Here is a 20,735-nt window from a genome sequence, read left to right as displayed (position 1 = left end):
CGACCTCCGTTTAGGAGACCGGGCCGCCGAAGATGTCGATACGGTCGCCCTCGGCGAGGGTCACGATGGCGCGCTTCGTGTCGGCGCGCTTGCCGAAACCGGTGCGGGTGCGCTTGCGCTTGCCCTGCCGGTTGATCGTGTTGACCCCGGTGACCTTGACCGAGAAGACCGTCTCGACGGCCTGCTTGATCTGGGTCTTGTTCGCACGCGGGTCGACGATGAACGTGTACTTGTTCTCGTCCAGCAGCGCGTAGCTCTTCTCGGAGACCACCGGCTTGACCAGGATGTCACGGGGGTCCGTGAAGGTCTTGCTGGTGACACCGACGCCGGCCGCGACCTCTGCCTTGACGGCGGTCCCGGCTGCCTTCTCGGTGGCGGTTTCACTCATCAGGCGGCGCTCCCTTCAGAGCCCTCGAGCTCGGCCTCGGAGGCGACGGCCTTGCCGGCCTTGGCCGGTCCGGCCAGGAAGGCCTCGTAGGCGGCCTGGGTGAAGACCACGTCGTCGGAGACGAGCACGTCGTACGTGTTGAGCTGCCCCGGCTCCAGGATGTGCACCTGGGGCAGGTTGCGGGCGGACAGCCACGCGGCCTCGTCGGCCCGCTCGACGACCAGGAGCAGGTTCTTGCGCTCGCTGATCCTGCCGAACAGGGTCCGGGCGGCCTTCGTGGACGCGTCACCCTCGACCACGCCGGAGACGACGTGGATGCGGTTGTGGCGGGCCCGGTCCGAGAGGGCACCGCGCAGGGCGGCGGCCTTCATCTTCTTCGGGGTCCGCTGGCTGTAGTCGCGCGGCACGGGACCGTGCACGACGCCACCGCCGGCGAACTGGGGCGCGCGGGTCGAGCCCTGGCGGGCGCGGCCGGTGCCCTTCTGGCGGTAGGGCTTGCGCCCACCGCCGCGGACCTCACCGCGGGTCTTGGTCTTGTGCGTGCCCTGTCGGGCAGCAGCCAGCTGTGCGACGACGACCTGGTGGATCAGCGGAACGCTGACCTGCACGTCGAAGATCTCCTCGGGGAGCTCGACGGTCCCGGCCTTGTCGCCTGCCGGCGAAAGGATGTCAATGCTGCTCATCGTTACCTCAGGCCCCCTTGGCCGCGGAACGGACCAGGACGAGGCCGCCGTTCGGACCCGGAACCGCGCCCTTGATGAGCAGCAGGCCCTTGTCCGCGTCAACGGCATGGACGGTCAGGTTCTGGGTGGTGACCCGCTCGTTGCCCATACGGCCGGCCATCCGCATGCCCTTGAACACGCGGCCCGGGGTGGCACAGCCACCGATGGAACCCGGCTTGCGGTGCACGCGGTGCGCGCCGTGGGAGGCCTTGCCGCCGTGGAAGCCGTGACGCTTCATGACACCGGCGGTGCCCTTGCCCTTGGACTTACCGGTCACGTCGACCTTCACGCCGGAGTCGAACACCTCAGCGGTGATCTCCTGGCCGAGCGTGTACTCGGTGGCGTCCGCGGTGCGGAGCTCCACGAGGTGGCGACGGGGAGTGACGTCGGCCTTGGTGAAGTGGCCCTTGAGGGGCTTGTTCACCTTGCGCGGGTCGATCTCGCCGAAGGCGATCTGGACGGCTTCGTAGCCGTCCCTGTCTGCACTGCGCACCTGGGTGACGACGCAGGGGCCGGCCTTGACCACGGTGACCGGGACGACACGGTTGTTCTCGTCCCAGACCTGGGTCATGCCGAGCTTCTCGCCCAGGACGCCCTTCATCTGCTTAGTCATTTTCTTCCGACACCCCTCAGAGCTTGATCTCGATGTCGACGCCGGCCGGAAGGTCGAGGCGCATCAACGAGTCAACGGTCTTGGGCGTCGGGTCGAGAATGTCGATCAGACGCTTGTGGGTGCGCATCTCGAAGTGCTCGCGCGCGTCCTTGTACTTGTGCGGCGACTTGATGACGCAGTACACGTTCTTCTCAGTGGGCAGCGGCACCGGGCCTGCGACTGACGCACCAGTGCGCGTCACCGTCTCGACGATCTTCTTCGCCGAGTTGTCGATGACCTCGTGGTCGTAGGCCTTGAGCCGGATGCGGATCTTCTGTCCCGCCATGGCTGCTTCGTAGTCCTGTCTCTCGTAACGCTCTGGAACCCGGCGGTTCCCGCCTGCGTGACCCCCGACCCACGCGGTCGGGCGTGTCGCATCCCCGTCCGGATTTTCCCGGCACATTTCCCTTGCGGGAGAGGATTTGGGGGAAGAAACCCACCGGATGCCTGGCTGGAAGCCCCTCCTGCGCTTCCCGGAAGATTCCCGTACTTCCGCACCTGATGAGGAGCGACGAGTACACAGGGACTAGCTTCCGGTCCTCCCGGCGGGAGGCGCACAGCATCGGCACTCAACCGAGCAACCTGGACAGTGTGCCATATGGGGCAGAGCCCATGCCAATCGGCCCCCGCTCCGCAGGGCTGCCCCCGAACGGCCGAGCGCGGGCCGGCACTGGCCAGCGTACCCATCAGCAGCCCGTACCACACGTACGGGTGAGGGCCGAGCACGGTGCGGAGGTTGCCGCCGCCCCGGGACGTGTCCCGCCTCACTCCTACGGGTGGCGCCGGGTGCCATGCCCGGGGCTCGGGGTCCCGGCTCGGGTTCGAGGTTCAGCCTCGGGTTCGGGGTCCGGGTTCGGGCCGCGTTGCCGGTTACGTGTCGCAGCCGAGTTCCCGCAGTGCGCCGGCCACGTAGTCGGTTGAGAAGTCGCGGACGTCGGCCCGCCGCTGTGCGACGTCCGGGGTCACGTCCTCGGGCACCTCGACGTCGACGACCAGGTGAGGCGGCCCCGTGCCGCCGCACTCGGCCGTGATCATGGCGCTGCTGTCCCCGAGTGCCCCCGCCCCGCGGAACGGCAGGTCCTTGATCTCGCTGCGGTCGGCCAGCTTCCACTCGGCCTCGTCGCCCATCGGATCGTGGACGTCCTCGACCGGACTGAAGGTCAGGACGAGGACGTCCTCGTCGTCCACCCCCAACCAGCAGTCGTCACGGGTCTCGGGCAGCGACGCGCCGCCCTCCCGCAGCTCGCCGCCCTCGGGCAGCAGCGGCGCGACGACGTCCTCCCGCATCGAGACGCCGCACACCGTCTCCGGCACCGCGTACTCCCGGCCCTCCCCTCCGCAGCCGACAGCCAAGGCCACGACGAGGCCCGTGAGTGACGGCTGCGAGGCGACGAACGACCACCCGGTCCTTCGGTTACCGGCATGCAGCATGTCCCTCCCTCCGACGGTTCCTTGCTCCTCCGCGCCCGGTTCGACTACGACTGGCAGCCGTTCTCACGCATTGCACCTTCCAGGTACTGCACGGTGAAGGCACGCAACGAATTCCGGCGCGCCCCGACCTCCTCCGGGATGCCGCTGTCGACCTCGACCTGCACGCTCAGGTAAGGAGGTCCGGAACCACCGCATTCAGCGGTGGCGATACTGGCGTCGTCAGCGAGGACCCCCTCGCCCTCGAAGGGCAGGTCATTCATTTCGGAGATGTTCGGAAAACGGAGGGTCTCGGCCCCGACCCTCGGGTCCTCGAACTTCGACAGAGGGATATGAATGATACTGACTGCGCTTTCCCCGTCGATCGAGAGCCAGCAAGGGGCGAATTTACTGGAGAACACTTCACCTCGCTCCGACACCGACTCACCGTCGGGCAGGAAGGGTGACACCGTCTGCTCCCGCATCGTGACACCGCACACCGTCTCCGGCACCGCGTACTCCCGGCCACCACCGGAGCAGGAAGTAAGAAGAGCGGCTGTTCCCGCCACAAAAACGGCCAGAGAATAAGTTTTCACAATTCTCACCCCGGGTCACCTGCGGCATTCTCCACATCTTGGTTCCCGTCATTCGCCATCGCCGTGATCTTTCGATAGATGCCCGATTCCTCGGAGTAGTCGACCCGCCCTTCCGCCCACTCACTGTTCACCTCGTACCAGTCGTCGGCCAGAGCAACCAGCTGCTTGTTCCGTCGGCCGTAGACACCGGCACTTTCCTCTTCTGCCGACTCCGTAAGGCGATCCTCTTGTTGCTCCGCGAGGGCATCAGTGCCGAGATTCACCCCGCGCTGAATCAGGTCACCGCCCCCAGGAATGAAACCGACCAACCCGCCGAATCCATGGTATTTCCAACTCGCATCCCAACCCACTTCCCTCAGCTCATCCCCCAACCGATCGCCGATGACCTGGTGCCGGACTTCCTCCAGGAAGCCGACCGTTAGCCCGGCACGATGCAGACTGTCCTCCGGGTGGTCCGTGTCCTCCCGGAACTCCAGCCGTATTGCCGTGTCCAGTCCGGCCACGAGGTGGCCGTTCGCGTCCTGGTCGCGGGAGACCTGTTTGGCGATCTCCATGAGATGGTCCTTGTCGTGCGGAGGGTCTCCGCTGAGGTCACTCATCGCTTCATGAACCGTTTCTCCATGGCTGATCAAGACCGTGGCCATGGGCATGCGGAGCTCCGGCGGAACGTCCTCGCCGCGGTCGGCCAAGTGCTCAAGCGCCAAGTCGAGCACCTGCTTGCGCGCCTCGGTGTGCTCGACGGCCGGCTCCATCGCGCCGGGCTCCCTCCCCGTGGCCGCGGACACGAGGGCGGAGCCGGTGGCCTCGTGCACGGCGCTGGGGCCGGTGTAGTCGTCGGAGGTCTTTCCGTAACCCAGCGTGTCCGGCGGGATGTCGTTGAACTCGGGCCGGTTGCCCAGCACCCAGGCGGAGTTGTCCTGCGGGTCGGTCGAGGAGAAGAAGTCCGTCGACGCGTCCGGGTTGTGCGCCAGCGCCTGCATGAAACCGGTCATCGGATCGGTGCCGGCGTCCCTGCCGTCGCCGTGGTGCAGGGCGTCGATCCTGGCGTAGGACGGCATCCTGTCCCAGGGCAGGACGTTCTCCCGAGTGCGTCCGCCGGGGCCCGGATCCCGCACGTCGCCGGTGTGCTCCTTCTCGTAGGCGACCAGCGCGTCACCGTAGTCGTTGAGGTACCGGCCCCCGTAGGTGCCGTGCCGCATCAGGTTGCTCATGGCCTGGAAGCCGTGCACCCGGGTCCGCGTGTTGTTGCCGTCGCCGGCCACTTCCTGGCCGCCGAGCGCGATGCTGCGTTCCTTCCAGGCGTCCATCGCGTCGCTGCCGGAGTGGCTGGCGGTCGCGAGAGTCGTGCCGAGCTGCGTCTCCATGGTGCCGAGCAGCTCCATGCGCGCCTCACGCGCCTCGCGCGGGTTGCCGTCGCCCTGGTACTCCCACGTGTCCAGGTCCACGGCCTTGGCGAAGAACCCCAGCGTCCGGTCCGCGCCCAGACCGGTGGCGACACGTTCGGCGAAGATTTGGTCGCCGTCGTGCTTCGCCAGCAGGTCGTTGAAGCGGGTGAGTTCCTTGTTGCTGAGCTCGCTCGGGTCCTTCGCGCCGAGCGCGACCAGTTCGTCGGAGTCCTCGATCGTCTGCTGCGCGCCGTCGAAGCTGGTGAAACCGGCGGAGCGGAAGTCGTAGCGGTCCTCGGTGTGGAAGCGCAGGGCCGTCGCCGTGGTGCGGTCGGTCTCGGTCGCGGCGGTCAGAATGCCGCTGATCTCCTTGACCACCGCGTCCAGTTCGGCCTGGGTGGGGACCTCGATCTGCGCGTCTCCGGCCACGTGCGGCGGAGGGACCGAAGCCCGCGCGCCGCCCTTGTCGTTGACGTAGATGTTCTTCTTCGCGGCCCGGTCCACCACGTCCCGGAGGTCCTGCTGATGTCGGGTGAACTTCGCGTGCGCCCCGCTGAGGACCGTGTGCACACTGCGCGCCGCGGTGACCACGTCGTCGAACTCGGCCGCCGTCGTGGTCACGAACCGCTTGGTGACGGCTGCGTTGTGGCCCTTCCAGTCGGCGGACCCGGCCTTCTTCTCCAGACCGGCCGCGCTGGTGCCGCCGTCCTCGCCCTCGGCGATGCGTGCCAGCTTGTCGACCATCTGCTGCCAGTCGGTGACCGCGGTGTTGAGCTTTCCCAACCGCAGGTCGCTGAGTTCCTGGAACGTCACCACGAGACGTCCTCCCCCGTCACTTGATGAAGTCGTGGATGCGCGAGGCGCTCATGAGCTGCCCGTCCGCACTGCGCATCCTGGTCTCGATCTCCTCCTCGTCCCGGGCGTGCTCGGCACGGCTGTAGTCGAGGTGGTTCGAGATGTGGGCGCAGGCCTCCTTGAGCGTGCCGAGCTTGGTGTCCCAGGCGTCGTGCAGTTCGGAGAGTGCCGACCCCGTCTCCAGGCCGTCCGAGCGCAGCTCGGCCGCGACGTCAGCCGTCGCGCGTTCGGCGTGCGCCCCGTCCCGGGCGAGGCGGCCGCGCAGGTCGAAGGCCATGTTGCCGAGCGCGCCCAACTCGTCGTCGCGGACGGTCAGGTCGTCGTCGTCGCCGCCCCCTCCGCCGCCCTGGGCGGCCGCGGCGTTCAACCGGGTGCCCGCGGTCCGCTCGGCGGCGGCCGCCTTCGCCTGTTCCCACTCGTGCCACGTCATGGATACCCCCGTGCGACGGGCAGCGCGGTTCCCCCGGACGCTGCCGCCTCCTGTCGTGTCCCGGCCCGACCCTACCCGGTGGCCCGCCGGGGGCGCCGGGGAGCCGCAGCACGGGCAGAGGCGGCGGGTGCGGACGGCCGACGGCCACAGCGCAGACCTCGGCGCAGGGGCGGACGGCGGCAGCGAAGGGGCACCACGTCGCTGCCCCTCGGCTGCGCGCCGCCCGCAGCGCGGGTCAGACGCGATAACTTCTTGATCAATACCGGCCGATCACTTCACAGGCGCACGACCGGGCACCGACCGGCCACCTGTCGGTTGCCTTGCTAGGCTCCTCGGCGGCGCGCGTACGAACAGTCACTCGGAGGGCCCGTGCAGATCGGCGGACGGCACGTCGGATACCCGTGGCTGCTCTTCACCGGCGCCGTCCTGGGCGTACTCCTGATCGCCGCGACTCTGGAAAACGTGCGAATGCCCTGGGACGACGGTCTTCCGGAGCAGGCGTGTTGGGGAACGATCGACCGCGAGGTGATCACCGAGGCGGCGCCTGCGGACGCCGGACCATGGGAAGTCACGGAGCAGGCCGACGAGCACGGCGACCCGATGTGCACGGTGGCCGGCAACGGCTGGGAAATGACGGCCACCGTGAGGAAGACGCCACTGGAGACCATGAACTGGTCGATCCTCGGACGAACCCCGCTCGGCCCGGGTCTTCCCGGCATGGTGAAGCCCGCGGGCCGCTACTTCGACGGGTGGCTGCACCTGCCGCAGTGTGAGAACACCCTGATCAGTGTGACCACGCCCGGGCCGGTCGACTCCGATCCGGAGTCGGAGGACGCCGCAGCGGACACGGCCGCCGAGATGCTGCTCACCGTGGGCAACGGAAAGGCCGCCGCATGCGGCGGCGAGCCCTTCCCGGTGCCCGCTTCCTTCGACTGGTCCGCCGCGCACCCGGTCGCCCCGGACGAGAAGGGGCGCCCGTGCGGCATCGAACTCCCCCCGAGCTTTGGGGCCCGTGAGTGGCCCGGGTTCTCGCAACGGGGCGGCTTGCGGGGTGCGCCCCTCGCACGGTGCACCGCGCTCCTGCGGAACGACGAGGACAGCCGTCACGGTGAGTTCTCCGCCCTCGTCATGCACGAGGCGTCCCTGCTGAAGGCGTTCACGTATGCGGACGTCCTGTCGACAGTGCAGGTGAAGCCGGGGGAACCACTCCGACCGAGCACCGACGAGACCCGATACGACCGCTCCGTCGTCACCCGGCTCACCTGTTCGGATGGCGAGGAGAACAGGTACGTGCACGTGATCAGCAGCGGTACCGATGAGGAGTACGCAACGATCACGCGCCGCGTCCTCAGCCGTATCGCCGAGGACATGCCCTGCGGCTGACGGCACCTCACGATCTCCCGCCCGGCCTGCCCTCCCCACTACACTTCGTGCACGCTGTGTGTGTCCGCGTGACTGCCATGGACCGGGCAGGCACCCACCACCGAGGGGGAACTCGATGGCCCGCACCGACCTGCGCACGCTGTTCCGTTCGAACGACCAGGGGCTCCGGCTCGTCGCCTCGTGCAGCGCCCGTTCGTCGAGGCGGACGATGCCGCCCCCTGACCCTACTCGTTGCACGGCCTCGTGCGCGCGGCCGTGCAGGAGGCGGATCTCGCGGACGAGGACCGCTGGAGCGACGCGGACTGGCAACGGGCCGCCGAGCGCGCCCTGGCCGCGCTGGGGGACGAGGTCGCCGCGGCGCAGCGGCACGCGGACCGCCCGAGGCTGCTCAGCTGCCTGCGTCAGGGGCTGCGGCTTGCCCGGGACCACTCCCTGCCGCTCGGCTGGATGGAGGAGGCCGCCTACGCCTACGTCCACGCCATGGTCTGGGAACCCGTGGACCTGCCTGCCTCGCCGGAGACCCCGGAGGCCTCCCGCGGCCCGGTGACGGGGAGTCCCGCAGAGTCGATGGCGACCGTGCTGAGCGCGGTCGCCCGGCGGCAACGTCAGCATCGCGGCCTCACGGTCGAGGCACTGACCGGGGTGCTCGACCACGGCTCCCCGACACCCGCCGTGCGCGAACTGGCGGAGTACTTCCGCGCCGAGTGCGAACGCGACCTCGGCCGGATCGAGGAGTCCACGCGCGGGATGCGCCGTGTGGTCGACGGAGGCGGTCGGATGGCCTCCGACGCCGCCCGCGGCCTGCTCCACCTGTTCCGGCGCGTCGGTCGCTTCCCCGACGTCCTCGCGGCGGTGGACCGGCTGGGACCCCGCGGACGGCGCCACCGAACACTCGGAGACCTGTGGTGGAGCCAGGGCCGGCACTCCCTGGCGTGCGCGGCCTACGCCCGAGGGCGCGACGAGGCGACCGCAGCCGCCGAAGCGGGAGAAGCCGCGCTCTCCCAGGCCTGTCTCGCCTTCGCCGCCTCCTTCGGCGACCGCTCCCGCGCACGCGAGCAGATCGACCGCAGCATGGAGATGCTGCGCGGGGTCACCGGACGGTGGGCGGACTTCCAACGGCGCAACGCCGAGTTGCTCTGCGACGCGGGAGCCGACCCGGAACTGCCGGAACGGGCAGGGCTGCTGGCGGAGGAAGCGCTGGCCGCGGGCCTGACCTCCTCCGCCATCTACGCCCGCCTCGCCGCGTGCTTCCACGCGGCCGTGCGGGAGGACCCCGCGCCGCTGGCCCACGCGAGGGAGGCGCTCGGACGACACGTCCGAGGTTCGGAGTTCGCCTACCTGCTGGAACTCACCCACTTCATGACCGGCGGAACGGCTCCCGCCTCCTTGCCACGAGCGCAGTGGATCGACGGCGAGCCGACCACGCGCGACCGCTGGGTGCGGTGCGTGGAGGAACGCCGCCAGGAACTGGCCACCCTCCGAGGAGACTGAGCACATGCCGGTCCCCGCACGCCGAGCGGTGCCGGGGACGGTGCCCGGGCACGAACGGCGGAAGCCGCGCCGGGCGCGGGAGAGGTGGCCCGGCGCCCTCCACTGACACAATGTCCGGAGAACCGACCCAAAGCCCCTTTCGGTGTGTTCTGCCCCGCGATCCGCGTGGCCACCGCAAGGGCCGCCGCACCGGGTCCCGGGGTGACCTCCCATGCTCCGCACGCTCCTGTCCCGCCGGCCGAGCAGCTCCGCGTCCGGGCCGCCCGACGCGTCACGCCGCGGTGCGCGGGCGCGATCCGTGCCCGCGGCGCTCCCGGAGGCGGGGGCAGCGGCCGGCGCACGGCAACGCGCCCACCGCGGCCTGCTGGTGGTGTGTGCCGGCTTCGCCGTGCTGTCGGCGGTGCTGGTGCCGCTGACGCTGCCGCTGGGCTGGGACGAGTTGGTATACGCCAGCCGCTTCGACACGCACGGCCCGCAGACTCCGTTCAGTTCGCCGCGCACCCGCGGGGTGCCGCTGCTGCTGGTGCCGGTGGCGGGCTGGAGCGGGTCCACGCTGCTGCTACGGGTCTGGATGACGCTGCTGGCGAGCCTCGCGCTGTACCTCGGCTTCCGGCCGTGGTTGCGGGTGGTGCGGCAGCGGCCGTCGGCCGCCTGGGTGGCGGCAGCCCTCTACGCGACGCCGTGGCTGTCGCTGTTCTACGCGAACAGCGCGATGCCCAACCACTACACCGCCATGGGCGCCGTGGGGGCCACCGGCTGCTTCCTGCGCGACCGGCCCCGGTACGCGGGCGTGGTCGCGGGTCTTGCTCTGGTCACGCTGATGCGACCCAACGACGGGGCGGTGGTCGCGCTACCGCTGTTCCTCGCCGCGGTGGCGGTGCCCGCCTGGCGGGACCTGGGACGGCTGACGGCGGTCGCCGGCGGTGTGGCGATCGGGGCGCTGCCGTGGGTGGTGGAGGCCTATCTGCGGTTCGGCGGTGTACGCGAGCGGCTGGCCGATGCCGACGAGGTGCAGGGCGGGATGCGTCCCGTGTTCTCCGTCTTCGCCCATCTGACCTCGCTGGACGGCCCGTTGCTGTGCCGTCCCTGTGTCGGCGACACTGTGTGGGCGGCGGCGGTGGAGTGGTGGGTGCTGCTCCCGGTACTCGTCGCCCTCGGACTGCTCGCCACGCGCAGGACGGAACGGGCGGCGGCGCCGGACGGCCTGCCGGCGGCCACTGCCGGAGCGGGCGGGGGAACGGCGGCACTGTGGCTCGCGGTGGTCGTGGCGGTGGCGAGCGCGCTGCCGTACTTCTTCCTGGTGCCGTACGCCGCGCCGCGCTTCCTGCTCCCCGCGTACGGGCTGGCCTCTCTGCCCGCCGCGCTCGGACTGCTGGCCGCGGCAGACCATGCCCGGAAATCCCGGCCCATCGCCCTCGTCCTCGGCGTGGCGCTGCTGGGGCACCTGGCGGTGCAGCTGACCCTCGTCCACGGGCACGGCCGGATCCAGGTGCAGGCGCGCGAGGACTGGCGGCGCATCGCGGCCGTGCTGCACGAGCAGGGCGTGCGGCCGCCGTGCGTCATCACCGCGAACACCGGCGCCATCCCGCTGGCGCACACCGCGGGCTGCCTCGTTCCGGAGTCCGCGTCGAAGGAAGCGCCGGAACGCCTCCCCAACGGGTTGGTGTTGCGGCGTGCCGAACCGCCGGGGTGGGCGCGGGGCTGGCCGGTGCATCCGGTCGAGGGCACCTACGAGGCAGGCTGGACGGTCCTCGTCCGGCCGTGAGGCCCGCGCCGCTGAGCGCGCGCCTCCGATGCCCCTGGCCCCGGGCAGTGGGAAGGGCCCGTACGGCCACCGGTTCCGGTGGCCGTACGGGCCCTTCGTCCGGCCTGGGCCGGTGGTGCTCGCTAGGAGCGGCAGCTCACTTGTTGATCTTGGTGACCTGGCCGGCGCCCACGGTCCGTCCACCCTCACGGATGGCGAACTTCAGACCCTCTTCCATGGCGACCGGCTGGATCAGCTGGACCGACATACCGGTGTTGTCGCCCGGCATGACCATCTCGGTGCCCTCGGGGAGGGTCACGACGCCGGTCACGTCCGTGGTGCGGAAGTAGAACTGCGGACGGTAGTTGTTGAAGAAGGGGGTGTGACGGCCACCCTCGTCCTTCGACAGGATGTAGGCCTGGGCCTCGAACTCGGTGTGCGGGGTGACCGAACCGGGCTTGATGATGACCTGGCCGCGCTCGACGTCCTCGCGCTTGATGCCGCGGAGCAGCAGGCCGACGTTCTCACCGGCCTGACCCTCGTCCAGCAGCTTCCGGAACATCTCGATGCCGGTCACCGTGGTGGTGGTCTTGGTCTCCTTGATGCCGATGATGTCGACAGTCTCGTTGACCTTGAGGATGCCGCGCTCGATGCGGCCGGTGACGACGGTGCCGCGACCGGTGATCGTGAAGACGTCCTCGATCGGCATCAGGAACGGCTTGTCGGTGTCACGGGCCGGCTCCGGGATGGCGTCGTCGACAGCCTTCATCAGGTTGAGGACGGACTCACCCCACTCCTTGTCACCCTCCAGGGCCTTCAGGGCGGAGACCTTGACGACCGGCAGGTCGTCACCCGGGAACTCGTACTCCGAGAGAAGCTCACGGACCTCGAGCTCGACGAGCTCCATGATCTCCTCGTCGTCCACCATGTCGGCCTTGTTCAGCGCGACGACGATGTACGGGACGCCGACCTGACGGGCCAGGAGCACGTGCTCCTTGGTCTGCGGCATCGGGCCGTCGGTGGCGGCGACCACGAGGATGGCGCCGTCCATCTGGGCAGCACCGGTGATCATGTTCTTGATGTAGTCCGCGTGACCGGGGCAGTCGACGTGGGCGTAGTGACGGCTCTCCGTCTGGTACTCGACGTGCGCGATGGAGATGGTGATACCGCGCTGGCGCTCTTCCGGCGCCTTGTCGATCTGGTCAAAGGCCGAAGCCTCGTTGAGCTGCGGGTACGCGTCGTGCAGCACCTTGGTGATCGCCGCGGTAAGAGTGGTCTTACCGTGGTCGATGTGACCGATGGTGCCGATGTTGACGTGCGGCTTAGTCCGCTCGAACTTCGCCTTCGCCACTGGGGTCCTCCTGATGGACTGGTGCTGTACACCCTCCGCTCTTTGCGAAGGGGTTCAGTTTGGTCGTAACCGAACCGGTCAGGACCCCGAGGGGGACACGCATGACCTGTTCGTTCTTATGGGCTGGCGACCGGGGCCGCCGGCGGCAGAAACGCTGGGCGCTCTGCCGCCGGTGCTCCGTATGCCTTTGCTACAGCCTAAGGGGTGAGATTACGGCGGCGAACCGTCGTCACTCGCCCCGGACCTTCGCGATGATCTCCTCGCTGACGTTCCGGGGAACCTCGGCATAGGAGTCAAACTGCATCGAGTAGCTCGCGCGACCGGAGGTCTTGCTGCGCAGGTCACCGACGTAACCGAACATCTCGGAGAGCGGCACCAGGCCCGTGACGAGCTTGGCTCCGCTGCGGTCCTCCATGGCCTGGACCTGTCCGCGACGCGAGTTGATGTCGCCGATCACATCACCCATGTAGTCCTCGGGTGTGGTGACCTCGACCTTCATCATCGGCTCCAGCAGGGCCGGGCTGGCCTTGCGGGCGGCCTCCTTGAAGGCCATCGAACCGGCGATCTTGAAGGCCATCTCGGACGAGTCGACGTCGTGGTAGGCACCGTCCATCAGCGTCACGCGGACGCCGGTGAGCGGGTAGCCGGCCAGCACGCCGAACTCCATCGCCTCCTGGCAGCCGGCGTCCACCGACGGGATGTACTCCCGCGGGATGCGGCCACCGGTGACCTTGTTGACGAACTCGTAGCCGTCGCCCTCAAGCGGCTCGACCGCGATCTGCACCTTGGCGAACTGGCCGGAACCGCCGGTCTGCTTCTTGTGCGTGAAGTCGAGTCGCTCCACGGGCTTGCGCAGCGTCTCGCGGTAGGCCACCTGTGGCTTGCCGACGTTCGCCTCGACCTTGAACTCGCGCTTCATACGGTCGACCAGCACGTCGAGGTGCAGTTCGCCCATACCGGAGATGATCGTCTGACCGGTCTCCTCGTCGCTCTTGACCTGGAAGGACGGGTCCTCCTCGGCCAGGCGCTGAATCGCGACGCCCAGCTTCTCCTGGTCGCCCTTGGACTTCGGCTCGATGGCGACCTCGATCACCGGGGCCGGGAACTCCATGGACTCGAGGATCACCGGGCTGGACGCGTCGCAGAGGGTCTCACCGGTGGTGGTCTGCTTGAGACCCATGACGGCGACGATGTCGCCGGCGCCCACCGACTCGATCTCCTCACGCTTGTTGGCGTGCATCCGGTAGATCTTGCCGATCCGCTCCTTCTTGCCCTTCACCGAGTTCATGACCTGGGTACCGGTCTGAACGCGGCCCGAGTAGACCCGGATGAAGGTCAGCTTGCCGAGGTGCGGGTCACTGGCGATCTTGAACGCCAGCGCCGACATCGGCTCCTCCTCGGAGGGGCGACGCTTGATGATCTCCTCGGGGTCCTTGACGGACTGACCCTCGACGGCCTCGACGTCCAGCGGGGAGGGCAGGTAGCGCACGACGGCGTCGAGCAGCGGCTGCACCCCCTTGTTCTTGAACGCCGTGCCGCAGAACACCGGGGTGACGGTGATGGTGCCCTCGGCGCCCGTGGACGCCAGGGTGACGCGACGGATCGCGGCCATGAGCTGCTCCTCGGAGGGCTCCTCGCCCTCCAGGTACAGCTCCATCATCTCCTCGTCGTTCTCCGCGACGGCTTCGAGCAGCTGACCGCGCCACTCGTCGGCCGCCTCGCGGTGGGTGTCGGGGATGTCGACGGTGTCGTAGGCCTCGCCGAGCTTGGTCTCGGCGGACCAGACGAGCGCCTTCATCGACACGAGGTCGACGACGCCCTTGAAGTCCGACTCGGCCCCGATCGGGAGCTGCATGACCAGCGGCTTCGCTCCGAGCCGGTCGACGATCATGTCGACGCAGCGGTGGAACTCGGCACCGGTCCGGTCCAGCTTGTTGACGAAGCAGATACGCGGGACGCCGTAGCGGTCCGCCTGACGCCACACCGTCTCGGACTGCGGCTCCACACCGGCCACACCGTCGAACACCGTGACCGCACCGTCGAGCACCCGCAGCGAACGCTCCACCTCGACGGTGAAGTCGACGTGGCCCGGGGTGTCGATGATGTTGATCGTGTGGTCGGTGTTGTTCAGCGGCCAGTGACAGGTCGTCGCGGCCGACGTGATCGTGATGCCGCGCTCCTGCTCCTGCGCCATCCAGTCCATGGTGGCAGCGCCATCGTGGACTTCACCGATCTTGTAGCTGACGCCGGTGTAGTAGAGGATCCGCTCGGTGGTGGTCGTCTTGCCCGCGTCGATGTGGGCCATGATCCCGATGTTGCGGACCTTGGCCAGGTCAAGTGAAGTAGTAGCCATAAGGCTTCGGTCTTCTCTCGGTCTCGATGGGGTAGCGACTACCAGCGGTAGTGCGCGAAGGCCTTGTTCGACTCGGCCATCTTGTGGGTGTCCTCGCGCTTCTTCACCGCCGCGCCGAGGCCGTTGGAGGCGTCGAGCAACTCGTTCATCAGGCGCTCGGTCATGGTCTTCTCGCGACGTGCCCGCGAGTAGCCCACGAGCCAGCGCAGCGCGAGAGTGGAGGAACGACCGGGGCGGACCTCGACCGGAACCTGGTAGGTGGCGCCACCGACACGACGGGAGCGGACCTCGAGGGTCGGCTTCACGTTCTCCAGCGCACGCTTCAGCGTGATGACCGGGTCGTTGCCGGTCTTGTCACGCAGTCCCTCCATGGCGCTGTAGACGATGCGCTCGGCAGTGGAGCGCTTTCCGTTCAGCAGCACCTTGTTGATGAGGGAGGTCACCAGAGGAGAGCCGTAGACCGGGTCGATGTGGACCGGGCGCTTCGGGGCAGGGCCCTTACGAGGCATCTTTACTTCTCCTTCTTGGCGCCGTAGCGGCTGCGAGCCTGCTTGCGGTTCTTGACGCCCTGCGTGTCGAGGGAGCCCCGGATGATCTTGTAGCGAACACCCGGCAGGTCCTTCACACGGCCACCGCGCACGAGCACGATCGAGTGCTCCTGCAGGTTGTGACCCTCACCCGGAATGTAGGCCGTGACCTCGATCCCGCTGGTCAGTCGCACACGAGCGACCTTACGCAGGGCCGAGTTCGGCTTCTTCGGGGTGGTGGTGAAGACACGCGTGCAGACGCCGCGGCGCTGGGGCGAACCCTCGAGCGCGGGCGTCTTGTTCTTCTCGACCTTGTCCTGTCGGCCCTTGCGGACCAACTGCTGGATCGTAGGCACAGTTTCTCCGGTTTCTGTGTGCCGTCTCGGTGAAGCTAACCTGGGCCACATGGTCCGACCCACGCGGTCGGGTGTGTCGAAATCTGCGGCGTCCCGCTCAGGAGGGGAACACGCGGATTTCGGCCTCGCCTGCACGGCTCCTCGCGCTGTTCGGCGCGTGCGGGAGCGCAGGGGATACCCCAGGCACAAGGTCAGAGCGTACCTACCGCATTCGCTGCGGTCAAAACGGATAGACGCGCAGACAGTACGCCACGCCTCCCGCTCCACCGGCGCACACCGCCGGCGCCCTCAGAGCGACGCCGCGAACACGACGGCGAAGAAGGTGAACACCGCCCAGCAGCCGATCGCGAGGTATCCGAGAACCAGGCCCGAGACGGCGAAGCCGTCGCCACCCTCGCCGGTCCGGCGGATCTCGGCACGCGCCTTGTGGCCCAGCACCACCGCGGGGACCGCCGTCAGCCCCCAGGTGAGCGGGGTCAGGATGCCGCACACCAGGGCGCCCGTCGCGCTGCCGTTGGTGCTCGGCAGCGCAGGCGGTGGAGCCCAGAACGCCTGCGGCACCGGCTGCGAGGCCGGCCCGGACATCGGCACCGGCCCCTGCGGCAGGTCGGCGACCAGGGAGTGCAACTGGCCGTAGGTGGGCGAGGTGTGCACCTGGTGCAGGCGCTGGTCGTACTCCTGCTTGCTGAGCCGACCCTCCGCGTACCCCGCCTTGAGGACGTCGGCGGCGCGCTCCCGGTCGGTGTCCGAGGCCCGCATCATCGAACCCTGCCCCGGCTGCTGAGCGGCCTGTTGGACCGGGTACCGCACCGGGGCCCGCCCCTGCCCGGGCTGCATGGGGCCGGGCGGCCCCGGATACTGCTGCGGCGGCCCGTACGTGCCGGGTGGCCAGGGCTGACCTCCCTGCCAGTGGTGTGACATCCCCAGCACCTCCCGCCTAGTGCGTCGCGTCCCCCCTTGTCCTTGACGCACAGGGAGACGCGCGAGTTCCCCGCCGGTGCGGCCGGATCGGCCCCGGAACGCCGCAGGGCGGCTCCCCTGCGAAGGGGAGCCGCCCTGCGGACATGGAGTCGCGGACCGGGTCCGGCCGTCCTACTGGTTGTAGGGGCCGTAGTCGTAGTCCTCCAGCGGGACCGCCTGACCGGAGCCGGTGCCGAAGGGCGAGTAGTCGATGTCGTCGTAGCCGACGGCCGAGTACATCGCCGCCTTGGCCTCCTCGGTCGGCTCGACCCGGATGTTGCGGTAGCGGGACAGGCCCGTACCGGCCGGGATGAGCTTGCCGATGATGACGTTCTCCTTGAGGCCGATCAGGGAGTCCGACTTGGCGTTGATCGCCGCGTCGGTGAGGACCCTGGTCGTCTCCTGGAAGGACGCCGCCGACAGCCACGACTCGGTGGCCAGCGAAGCCTTGGTGATACCCATGAGCTGGGGACGGCCGGAGGCCGGGTGGCCGCCTTCCGTCACCACGCGCCGGTTCTCGCCCTCGAACTTCGTCCGCTCCACCAGCTCGCCCGGCAGCAGCTCCGCGTCGCCGGACTCGATGATCGTCACCCGGCGCAGCATCTGCCGGATGATGATCTCGATGTGCTTGTCGTGGATCGACACGCCCTGCGAGTTGTAGACCTTCTGGACCTCACCGACCAGATGGACCTGGACGGCCCGCTGACCGAGGATCCGCAGCACGTCGTGCGGGTTGACCGCACCGACCGTCAGCGGCTGGCCGACGGCGACGTGGTCACCCTCGCCCACCATCAGACGGGACCGCTTGGAGACCGGGTAAGCCGTCTCCTCGGAGCCGTCGTCGGGGGTGACGACGAGCTTCTTGGTCTTCTCGGTCTCCTCGATCCGCACCCGGCCGGCAGCCTCCGAGATCGGAGCCACACCCTTCGGGGTACGGGCCTCGAAGAGCTCGACCACACGGGGCAGACCCTGGGTGATGTCGTCGCCCGCCACACCACCGGTGTGGAAGGTGCGCATCGTGAGCTGGGTGCCGGGCTCACCGATGGACTGGGCGGCGATGATGCCAACCGCCTCGCCGATGTCGACCAGCTTGCCGGTGGCCAGCGAACGACCGTAGCACATCGCGCAGGTACCCACCGCGGACTCGCAGGTGAGGACCGAGCGGGTCTTGACCGTCTCGACCCCGTGCCGCACGAGCTCGTCGATGAGCACGTCGCCCAGATCGGTGTTGGCCGGGGCCAGCACCTTCCCGTCCACGACGACGTCCTCCGCCAGGGCCCGCGCGTACACGCTGGTCTCGGCGTCCTCGGCCTTGCGCAGCACACCGTCCGCGCCCTTGGACGCGATCGACAGCTTGAGGCCGCGGTCGGTACCGCAGTCCTCCTCGCGGATGATCACGTCCTGTGAGACGTCCACCAGCCGACGGGTGAGGTAGCCCGAGTCGGCGGTGCGCAGTGCGGTGTCCGCCAGGCCCTTACGGGCACCGTGCGTGGAGATGAAGTACTCCAGCACGGACAGGCCCTCGCGGAACGACGCCTTGATCGGCCGCGGGATGGTCTCGTTCTTGGCGTTCGACACCAGACCGCGCATGCCCGCGATCTGACGCATCTGCATCATGTTTCCCCGCGCACCCGAGTCGACCATCATGAAGATCGGGTTCGTCTTCGGGAAGTTCACGTTCATGGCTTCGGAGACCTCGTTGGTCGCCTTCGTCCAGATCGCGATGAGTTCCTGAGAACGCTCGTCCTTCGTGATGAGTCCGCGCTCGTACTGCTTCTGGACCTTCTCGTCCTGCGCCTCGTAGCCCTCGATGATGGCCTTCTTGGCCTCGGGGACGACGACGTCGGAGATGGCGATGGTCACTCCGGACCGGGTGGCCCAGAAGTAGCCCGCCGACTTGAGGTTGTCCAGGGTCGCGGCGACGGTGACCTTGGGGTACCGCTCGGCCAGGTCGTTGACGATCTGGGAGAGCTGCTTCTTGCCGACGGTGTAGTCGACGAAGGGGTACTCCTCGGGCAGCAGCTCGTTGAAGAGCGCACGCCCCAGCGTGGTCCGCAACCGGAAGCTGTCACCGGGCTGCCACTCCGACTCGCCCTCCTCGGGCGCCGGCGGCGTCCAGCCCAGCGGCGGCTGCGAGCCGATCGGGAACCGGATGTCGACCTTCGCCTGGAGCGAGAGCCCGCCCGCGTCGAAGGCCATCGTCGCCTCGGCGGTGGAGGCGAACGACCGTCCGTCGCCGAAGGTCTTCCGCTCCGCCTCGTCGGTGGTGAGGAAGAACAGCCCGAGCACCATGTCCTGGGTCGGCATGGTGACCGGCCGGCCGTCGGCCGGCTTCAGGATGTTGTTCGAGGACAGCATCAGGATGCGGGCCTCGGCCTGCGCCTCCGCGGAGAGCGGCAGGTGCACGGCCATCTGGTCACCGTCGAAGTCCGCGTTGAACGCGGTGCAGACGAGCGGGTGGATCTGAATGGCCTTGCCCTCGACCAGCTGCGGCTCGAAGGCCTGGATACCCAGGCGGTGCAGGGTCGGTGCACGGTTCAGCAGCACCGGGTGCTCGGAGATGACCTCTTCGAGGACGTCGTACACCACGGTGCGCTGGCGCTCGACCATGCGCTTTGCGGACTTGATGTTCTGCGCGTGGTTCAGGTCGACCAGGCGTTTCATCACGAACGGCTTGAACAGCTCCAGCGCCATCGCCTTCGGCAGACCGCACTGGTGCAGCTTGAGCTGCGGGCCGACGACGATGACCGAACGGGCCGAGTAGTCGACCCGCTTGCCCAGCAGGTTCTGCCGGAACCGGCCCTGCTTGCCCTTGAGCATGTCACTCAGGGACTTCAGCGGACGGTTGCCCGGACCGGTGACCGGCCGGCCGCGGCGGCCGTTGTCGAACAGCGCGTCGACGGCCTCCTGGAGCATCCGCTTCTCGTTGTTCACGATGATCTCGGGCGCGCCGAGGTCCAGCAGGCGCTTCAGGCGGTTGTTCCGGTTGATCACCCGGCGGTACAGGTCGTTCAGGTCGGAGGTCGCGAAGCGGCCGCCGTCGAGCTGCACCATCGGACGCAGGTCCGGCGGGATGACCGGCACGCAGTCCAGCACCATGCCCTTGGGGCTGTTGCTGGTCTGCAGGAACGCGGAGACGACCTTGAGGCGCTTGAGCGCCCGGGTCTTCTTCTGCCCCTTGCCGGTGCGGATGATCTCGCGGAGGCGCTCGGCCTCCTCGTTCAGGTCGAAGGTCTCCAGACGCTTCTGCAGCGCCGCGGCACCCATCGAACCGTCGAAGTACGTGCCGAAGCGGTCGCGCAGCTCGCGGTAGAGCAGCTCGTCGCCCTCCAGGTCCTGGACCTTCAGGCTCTTGAACCGGCTCCACACCTCGTCGAGGCGGTCGATCTCGCGCTGCGCGCGGTCGCGCAGCTGCTTCATCTCCCGCTCGGCGCCCTCGCGCACCTTCCGGCGGACGTCCGCCTTGGCGCCCTCCGCCTCCAGCTCGGCGAGGTCCGACTCCTGCTTCTTGGCGCGGTTCTCCAGGTCGGAGTCCCGGCGCTGCTCGATCTGCTGACGCTCGACGGAGACGTGCGCCTCCAGCGACGGCAGGTCGCGCGTGCGGCGCTCCTCGTCCACGTACGTGATCATGTACGCGGCGAAGTAGATGACCTTCTCCAGGTCCTTCGGCGCCAGGTCGAGAAGGTACCCCAGGCGCGAGGGCACGCCCTTGAAGTACCAGATGTGGGTGACGGGGGCGGCAAGTTCGATGTGCCCCATCCGCTCACGGCGCACCTTGGCGCGGGTCACCTCGACGCCGCAGCGCTCACAGATGATGCCCTTGAAGCGGACGCGCTTGTACTTCCCGCAGTAGCACTCCCAGTCCCGGGTCGGACCGAAGATCTTCTCGCAGAAGAGCCCGTCCTTTTCCGGCTTGAGGGTGCGGTAGTTGATGGTCTCCGGCTTTTTGACCTCGCCGTGGGACCACTGACGAATGTCGTCAGCGGTTGCCAGGCCGATCCGCAGCTCGTCGAAGAAGTTGACGTCGAGCACTCTCGTCAATCCCTCTCAGGGTCGTGTCAATCAATGGTCTGAACGGGGGTCCGGGGAGAGCCGGGAAGGACGTCAGCCTCGGCTGAGGCGGACGTCTTCCCGA

The 20,735-nt window shown here is 68.6% G+C and carries 17 protein-coding genes; 3 read left to right on the top strand and 14 right to left on the bottom strand.

Annotated features, from left to right (window positions below):
* Nucleotides 1-10: 10 nt before the first annotated feature.
* The 8 genes from rplW to H300_RS0112855 all read right to left on the bottom strand — a co-directional run bounded on the left by rplW (nucleotide 11) and on the right by H300_RS0112855 (nucleotide 6,435).
* The gene (rplW, locus tag H300_RS26635; protein ID WP_078515948.1) at nucleotides 11-388 is read right to left on the bottom strand and encodes a 50S ribosomal protein L23; all 378 of its coding nucleotides are present in this window, start codon (nucleotides 386-388) and stop codon (nucleotides 11-13) included.
* Nucleotides 388-1,071, bottom strand: coding sequence for a 50S ribosomal protein L4 (rplD, locus tag H300_RS0112885; RefSeq protein WP_028427759.1), 684 nt, complete (start codon nucleotides 1,069-1,071; stop codon nucleotides 388-390). The genes rplW and rplD overlap by 1 nt, the downstream gene beginning before the upstream one ends.
* A gap of 7 nt (nucleotides 1,072-1,078) precedes the next feature.
* Nucleotides 1,079-1,723 (bottom strand): 50S ribosomal protein L3, encoded by a 645-nt coding sequence (gene rplC, locus H300_RS0112880; RefSeq protein ID WP_028427758.1) that lies wholly within the window; start codon nucleotides 1,721-1,723, stop codon nucleotides 1,079-1,081.
* Between the two features lie 16 nt (nucleotides 1,724-1,739).
* A complete protein-coding gene (gene rpsJ / locus H300_RS0112875; protein WP_016909683.1) occupies nucleotides 1,740-2,048 on the bottom strand; it encodes a 30S ribosomal protein S10 in 309 nt (102 codons plus the stop codon).
* Between the two features lie 584 nt (nucleotides 2,049-2,632).
* Nucleotides 2,633-3,193: a hypothetical protein gene (locus H300_RS0112870; protein WP_028427757.1), complete on the bottom strand. Its 561-nt coding sequence runs from the start codon at nucleotides 3,191-3,193 to the stop codon at nucleotides 2,633-2,635.
* Between the two features lie 44 nt (nucleotides 3,194-3,237).
* Nucleotides 3,238-3,774, bottom strand: coding sequence for a hypothetical protein (locus tag H300_RS29295; RefSeq protein WP_158678365.1), 537 nt, complete (start codon nucleotides 3,772-3,774; stop codon nucleotides 3,238-3,240).
* Complete coding sequence (locus tag H300_RS26625; protein WP_051269998.1) at nucleotides 3,771-5,966, bottom strand: hypothetical protein; 2,196 nt, start codon at nucleotides 5,964-5,966, stop codon at nucleotides 3,771-3,773. Before H300_RS26625 ends, H300_RS29295 begins: the two co-directional genes overlap by 4 nt.
* A 16-nt stretch (nucleotides 5,967-5,982) precedes the next feature.
* The gene (locus H300_RS0112855) at nucleotides 5,983-6,435 is read right to left on the bottom strand and encodes a hypothetical protein (RefSeq protein ID WP_028427755.1); all 453 of its coding nucleotides are present in this window, start codon (nucleotides 6,433-6,435) and stop codon (nucleotides 5,983-5,985) included.
* Nucleotides 6,436-6,804: 369 nt separating this feature from the next.
* On the opposite strand from H300_RS0112855, the gene H300_RS0112850 reads away from it, so the two are divergent.
* The 3 genes from H300_RS0112850 (at nucleotide 6,805) to H300_RS26615 (ending at nucleotide 11,074) form a co-directional block, all read left to right on the top strand.
* Entirely contained in the window at nucleotides 6,805-7,818 is a 1,014-nt protein-coding gene (locus H300_RS0112850; RefSeq protein ID WP_028427754.1) for a hypothetical protein, read from the top strand.
* Between the two features lie 243 nt (nucleotides 7,819-8,061).
* Complete coding sequence (locus H300_RS26620; protein ID WP_158678364.1) at nucleotides 8,062-9,309, top strand: hypothetical protein; 1,248 nt, start codon at nucleotides 8,062-8,064, stop codon at nucleotides 9,307-9,309.
* A 298-nt stretch (nucleotides 9,310-9,607) separates the two neighbouring features.
* A complete protein-coding gene (locus tag H300_RS26615; RefSeq protein ID WP_028427753.1) occupies nucleotides 9,608-11,074 on the top strand; it encodes a hypothetical protein in 1,467 nt (488 codons plus the stop codon).
* Between the two features lie 136 nt (nucleotides 11,075-11,210).
* On the opposite strand, the gene tuf is transcribed toward H300_RS26615, so the two are convergent.
* From tuf to H300_RS0112810, 6 genes are all read right to left on the bottom strand, one after another.
* Nucleotides 11,211-12,404: an elongation factor Tu gene (tuf, locus tag H300_RS0112835; protein ID WP_028427752.1), complete on the bottom strand. Its 1,194-nt coding sequence runs from the start codon at nucleotides 12,402-12,404 to the stop codon at nucleotides 11,211-11,213.
* Between the two features lie 229 nt (nucleotides 12,405-12,633).
* Nucleotides 12,634-14,757 carry an elongation factor G gene (gene fusA, locus H300_RS0112830; protein WP_028427751.1) on the bottom strand — a complete coding sequence of 708 codons (2,124 nt, stop codon included), beginning with the start codon at nucleotides 14,755-14,757 and terminating at the stop codon, nucleotides 12,634-12,636.
* Nucleotides 14,758-14,795: 38 nt separating this feature from the next.
* On the bottom strand, nucleotides 14,796-15,266 hold the full coding sequence (gene rpsG, locus H300_RS0112825) for a 30S ribosomal protein S7 (protein ID WP_028427750.1): 471 nt from the start codon (nucleotides 15,264-15,266) through the stop codon (nucleotides 14,796-14,798).
* Nucleotides 15,267-15,268: 2 nt separating this feature from the next.
* Nucleotides 15,269-15,640, bottom strand: coding sequence for a 30S ribosomal protein S12 (gene rpsL, locus H300_RS0112820; protein ID WP_003948652.1), 372 nt, complete (start codon nucleotides 15,638-15,640; stop codon nucleotides 15,269-15,271).
* A gap of 288 nt (nucleotides 15,641-15,928) precedes the next feature.
* Nucleotides 15,929-16,561, bottom strand: a complete 633-nt coding sequence (locus H300_RS0112815) for a DUF1707 and DUF4190 domain-containing protein (protein ID WP_486583751.1) — start codon at nucleotides 16,559-16,561, stop codon at nucleotides 15,929-15,931.
* Between the two features lie 171 nt (nucleotides 16,562-16,732).
* Nucleotides 16,733-20,632: a DNA-directed RNA polymerase subunit beta' gene (locus H300_RS0112810; RefSeq protein ID WP_028427748.1), complete on the bottom strand. Its 3,900-nt coding sequence runs from the start codon at nucleotides 20,630-20,632 to the stop codon at nucleotides 16,733-16,735.
* Between the last annotated feature and the right edge of the window lie 103 nt (nucleotides 20,633-20,735).

This window comes from Streptomyces sp. TAA040 (assembly GCF_000424845.1).
This window is presented reverse-complemented; position numbering and strand designations above follow the sequence as displayed.

Coding starts and splice junctions, on each gene's coding strand:
- rplD (WP_028427759.1), bottom strand. CDS start 1,071: ATGAGCAGCATTGACATCCTTTCGCCGGCAGGCGACAAGGCCGGGACC.
- H300_RS0112815 (WP_486583751.1), bottom strand. CDS start 16,561: ATGTCACACCACTGGCAGGGAGGTCAGCCCTGGCCACCCGGCACGTAC.
- H300_RS0112855 (WP_028427755.1), bottom strand. CDS start 6,435: ATGACGTGGCACGAGTGGGAACAGGCGAAGGCGGCCGCCGCCGAGCGG.
- fusA (WP_028427751.1), bottom strand. CDS start 14,757: ATGGCTACTACTTCACTTGACCTGGCCAAGGTCCGCAACATCGGGATC.
- rpsG (WP_028427750.1), bottom strand. CDS start 15,266: ATGCCTCGTAAGGGCCCTGCCCCGAAGCGCCCGGTCCACATCGACCCG.
- rpsJ (WP_016909683.1), bottom strand. CDS start 2,048: ATGGCGGGACAGAAGATCCGCATCCGGCTCAAGGCCTACGACCACGAG.
- H300_RS0112870 (WP_028427757.1), bottom strand. CDS start 3,193: ATGCTGCATGCCGGTAACCGAAGGACCGGGTGGTCGTTCGTCGCCTCG.
- rplW (WP_078515948.1), bottom strand. CDS start 388: ATGAGTGAAACCGCCACCGAGAAGGCAGCCGGGACCGCCGTCAAGGCA.
- rplC (WP_028427758.1), bottom strand. CDS start 1,723: ATGACTAAGCAGATGAAGGGCGTCCTGGGCGAGAAGCTCGGCATGACC.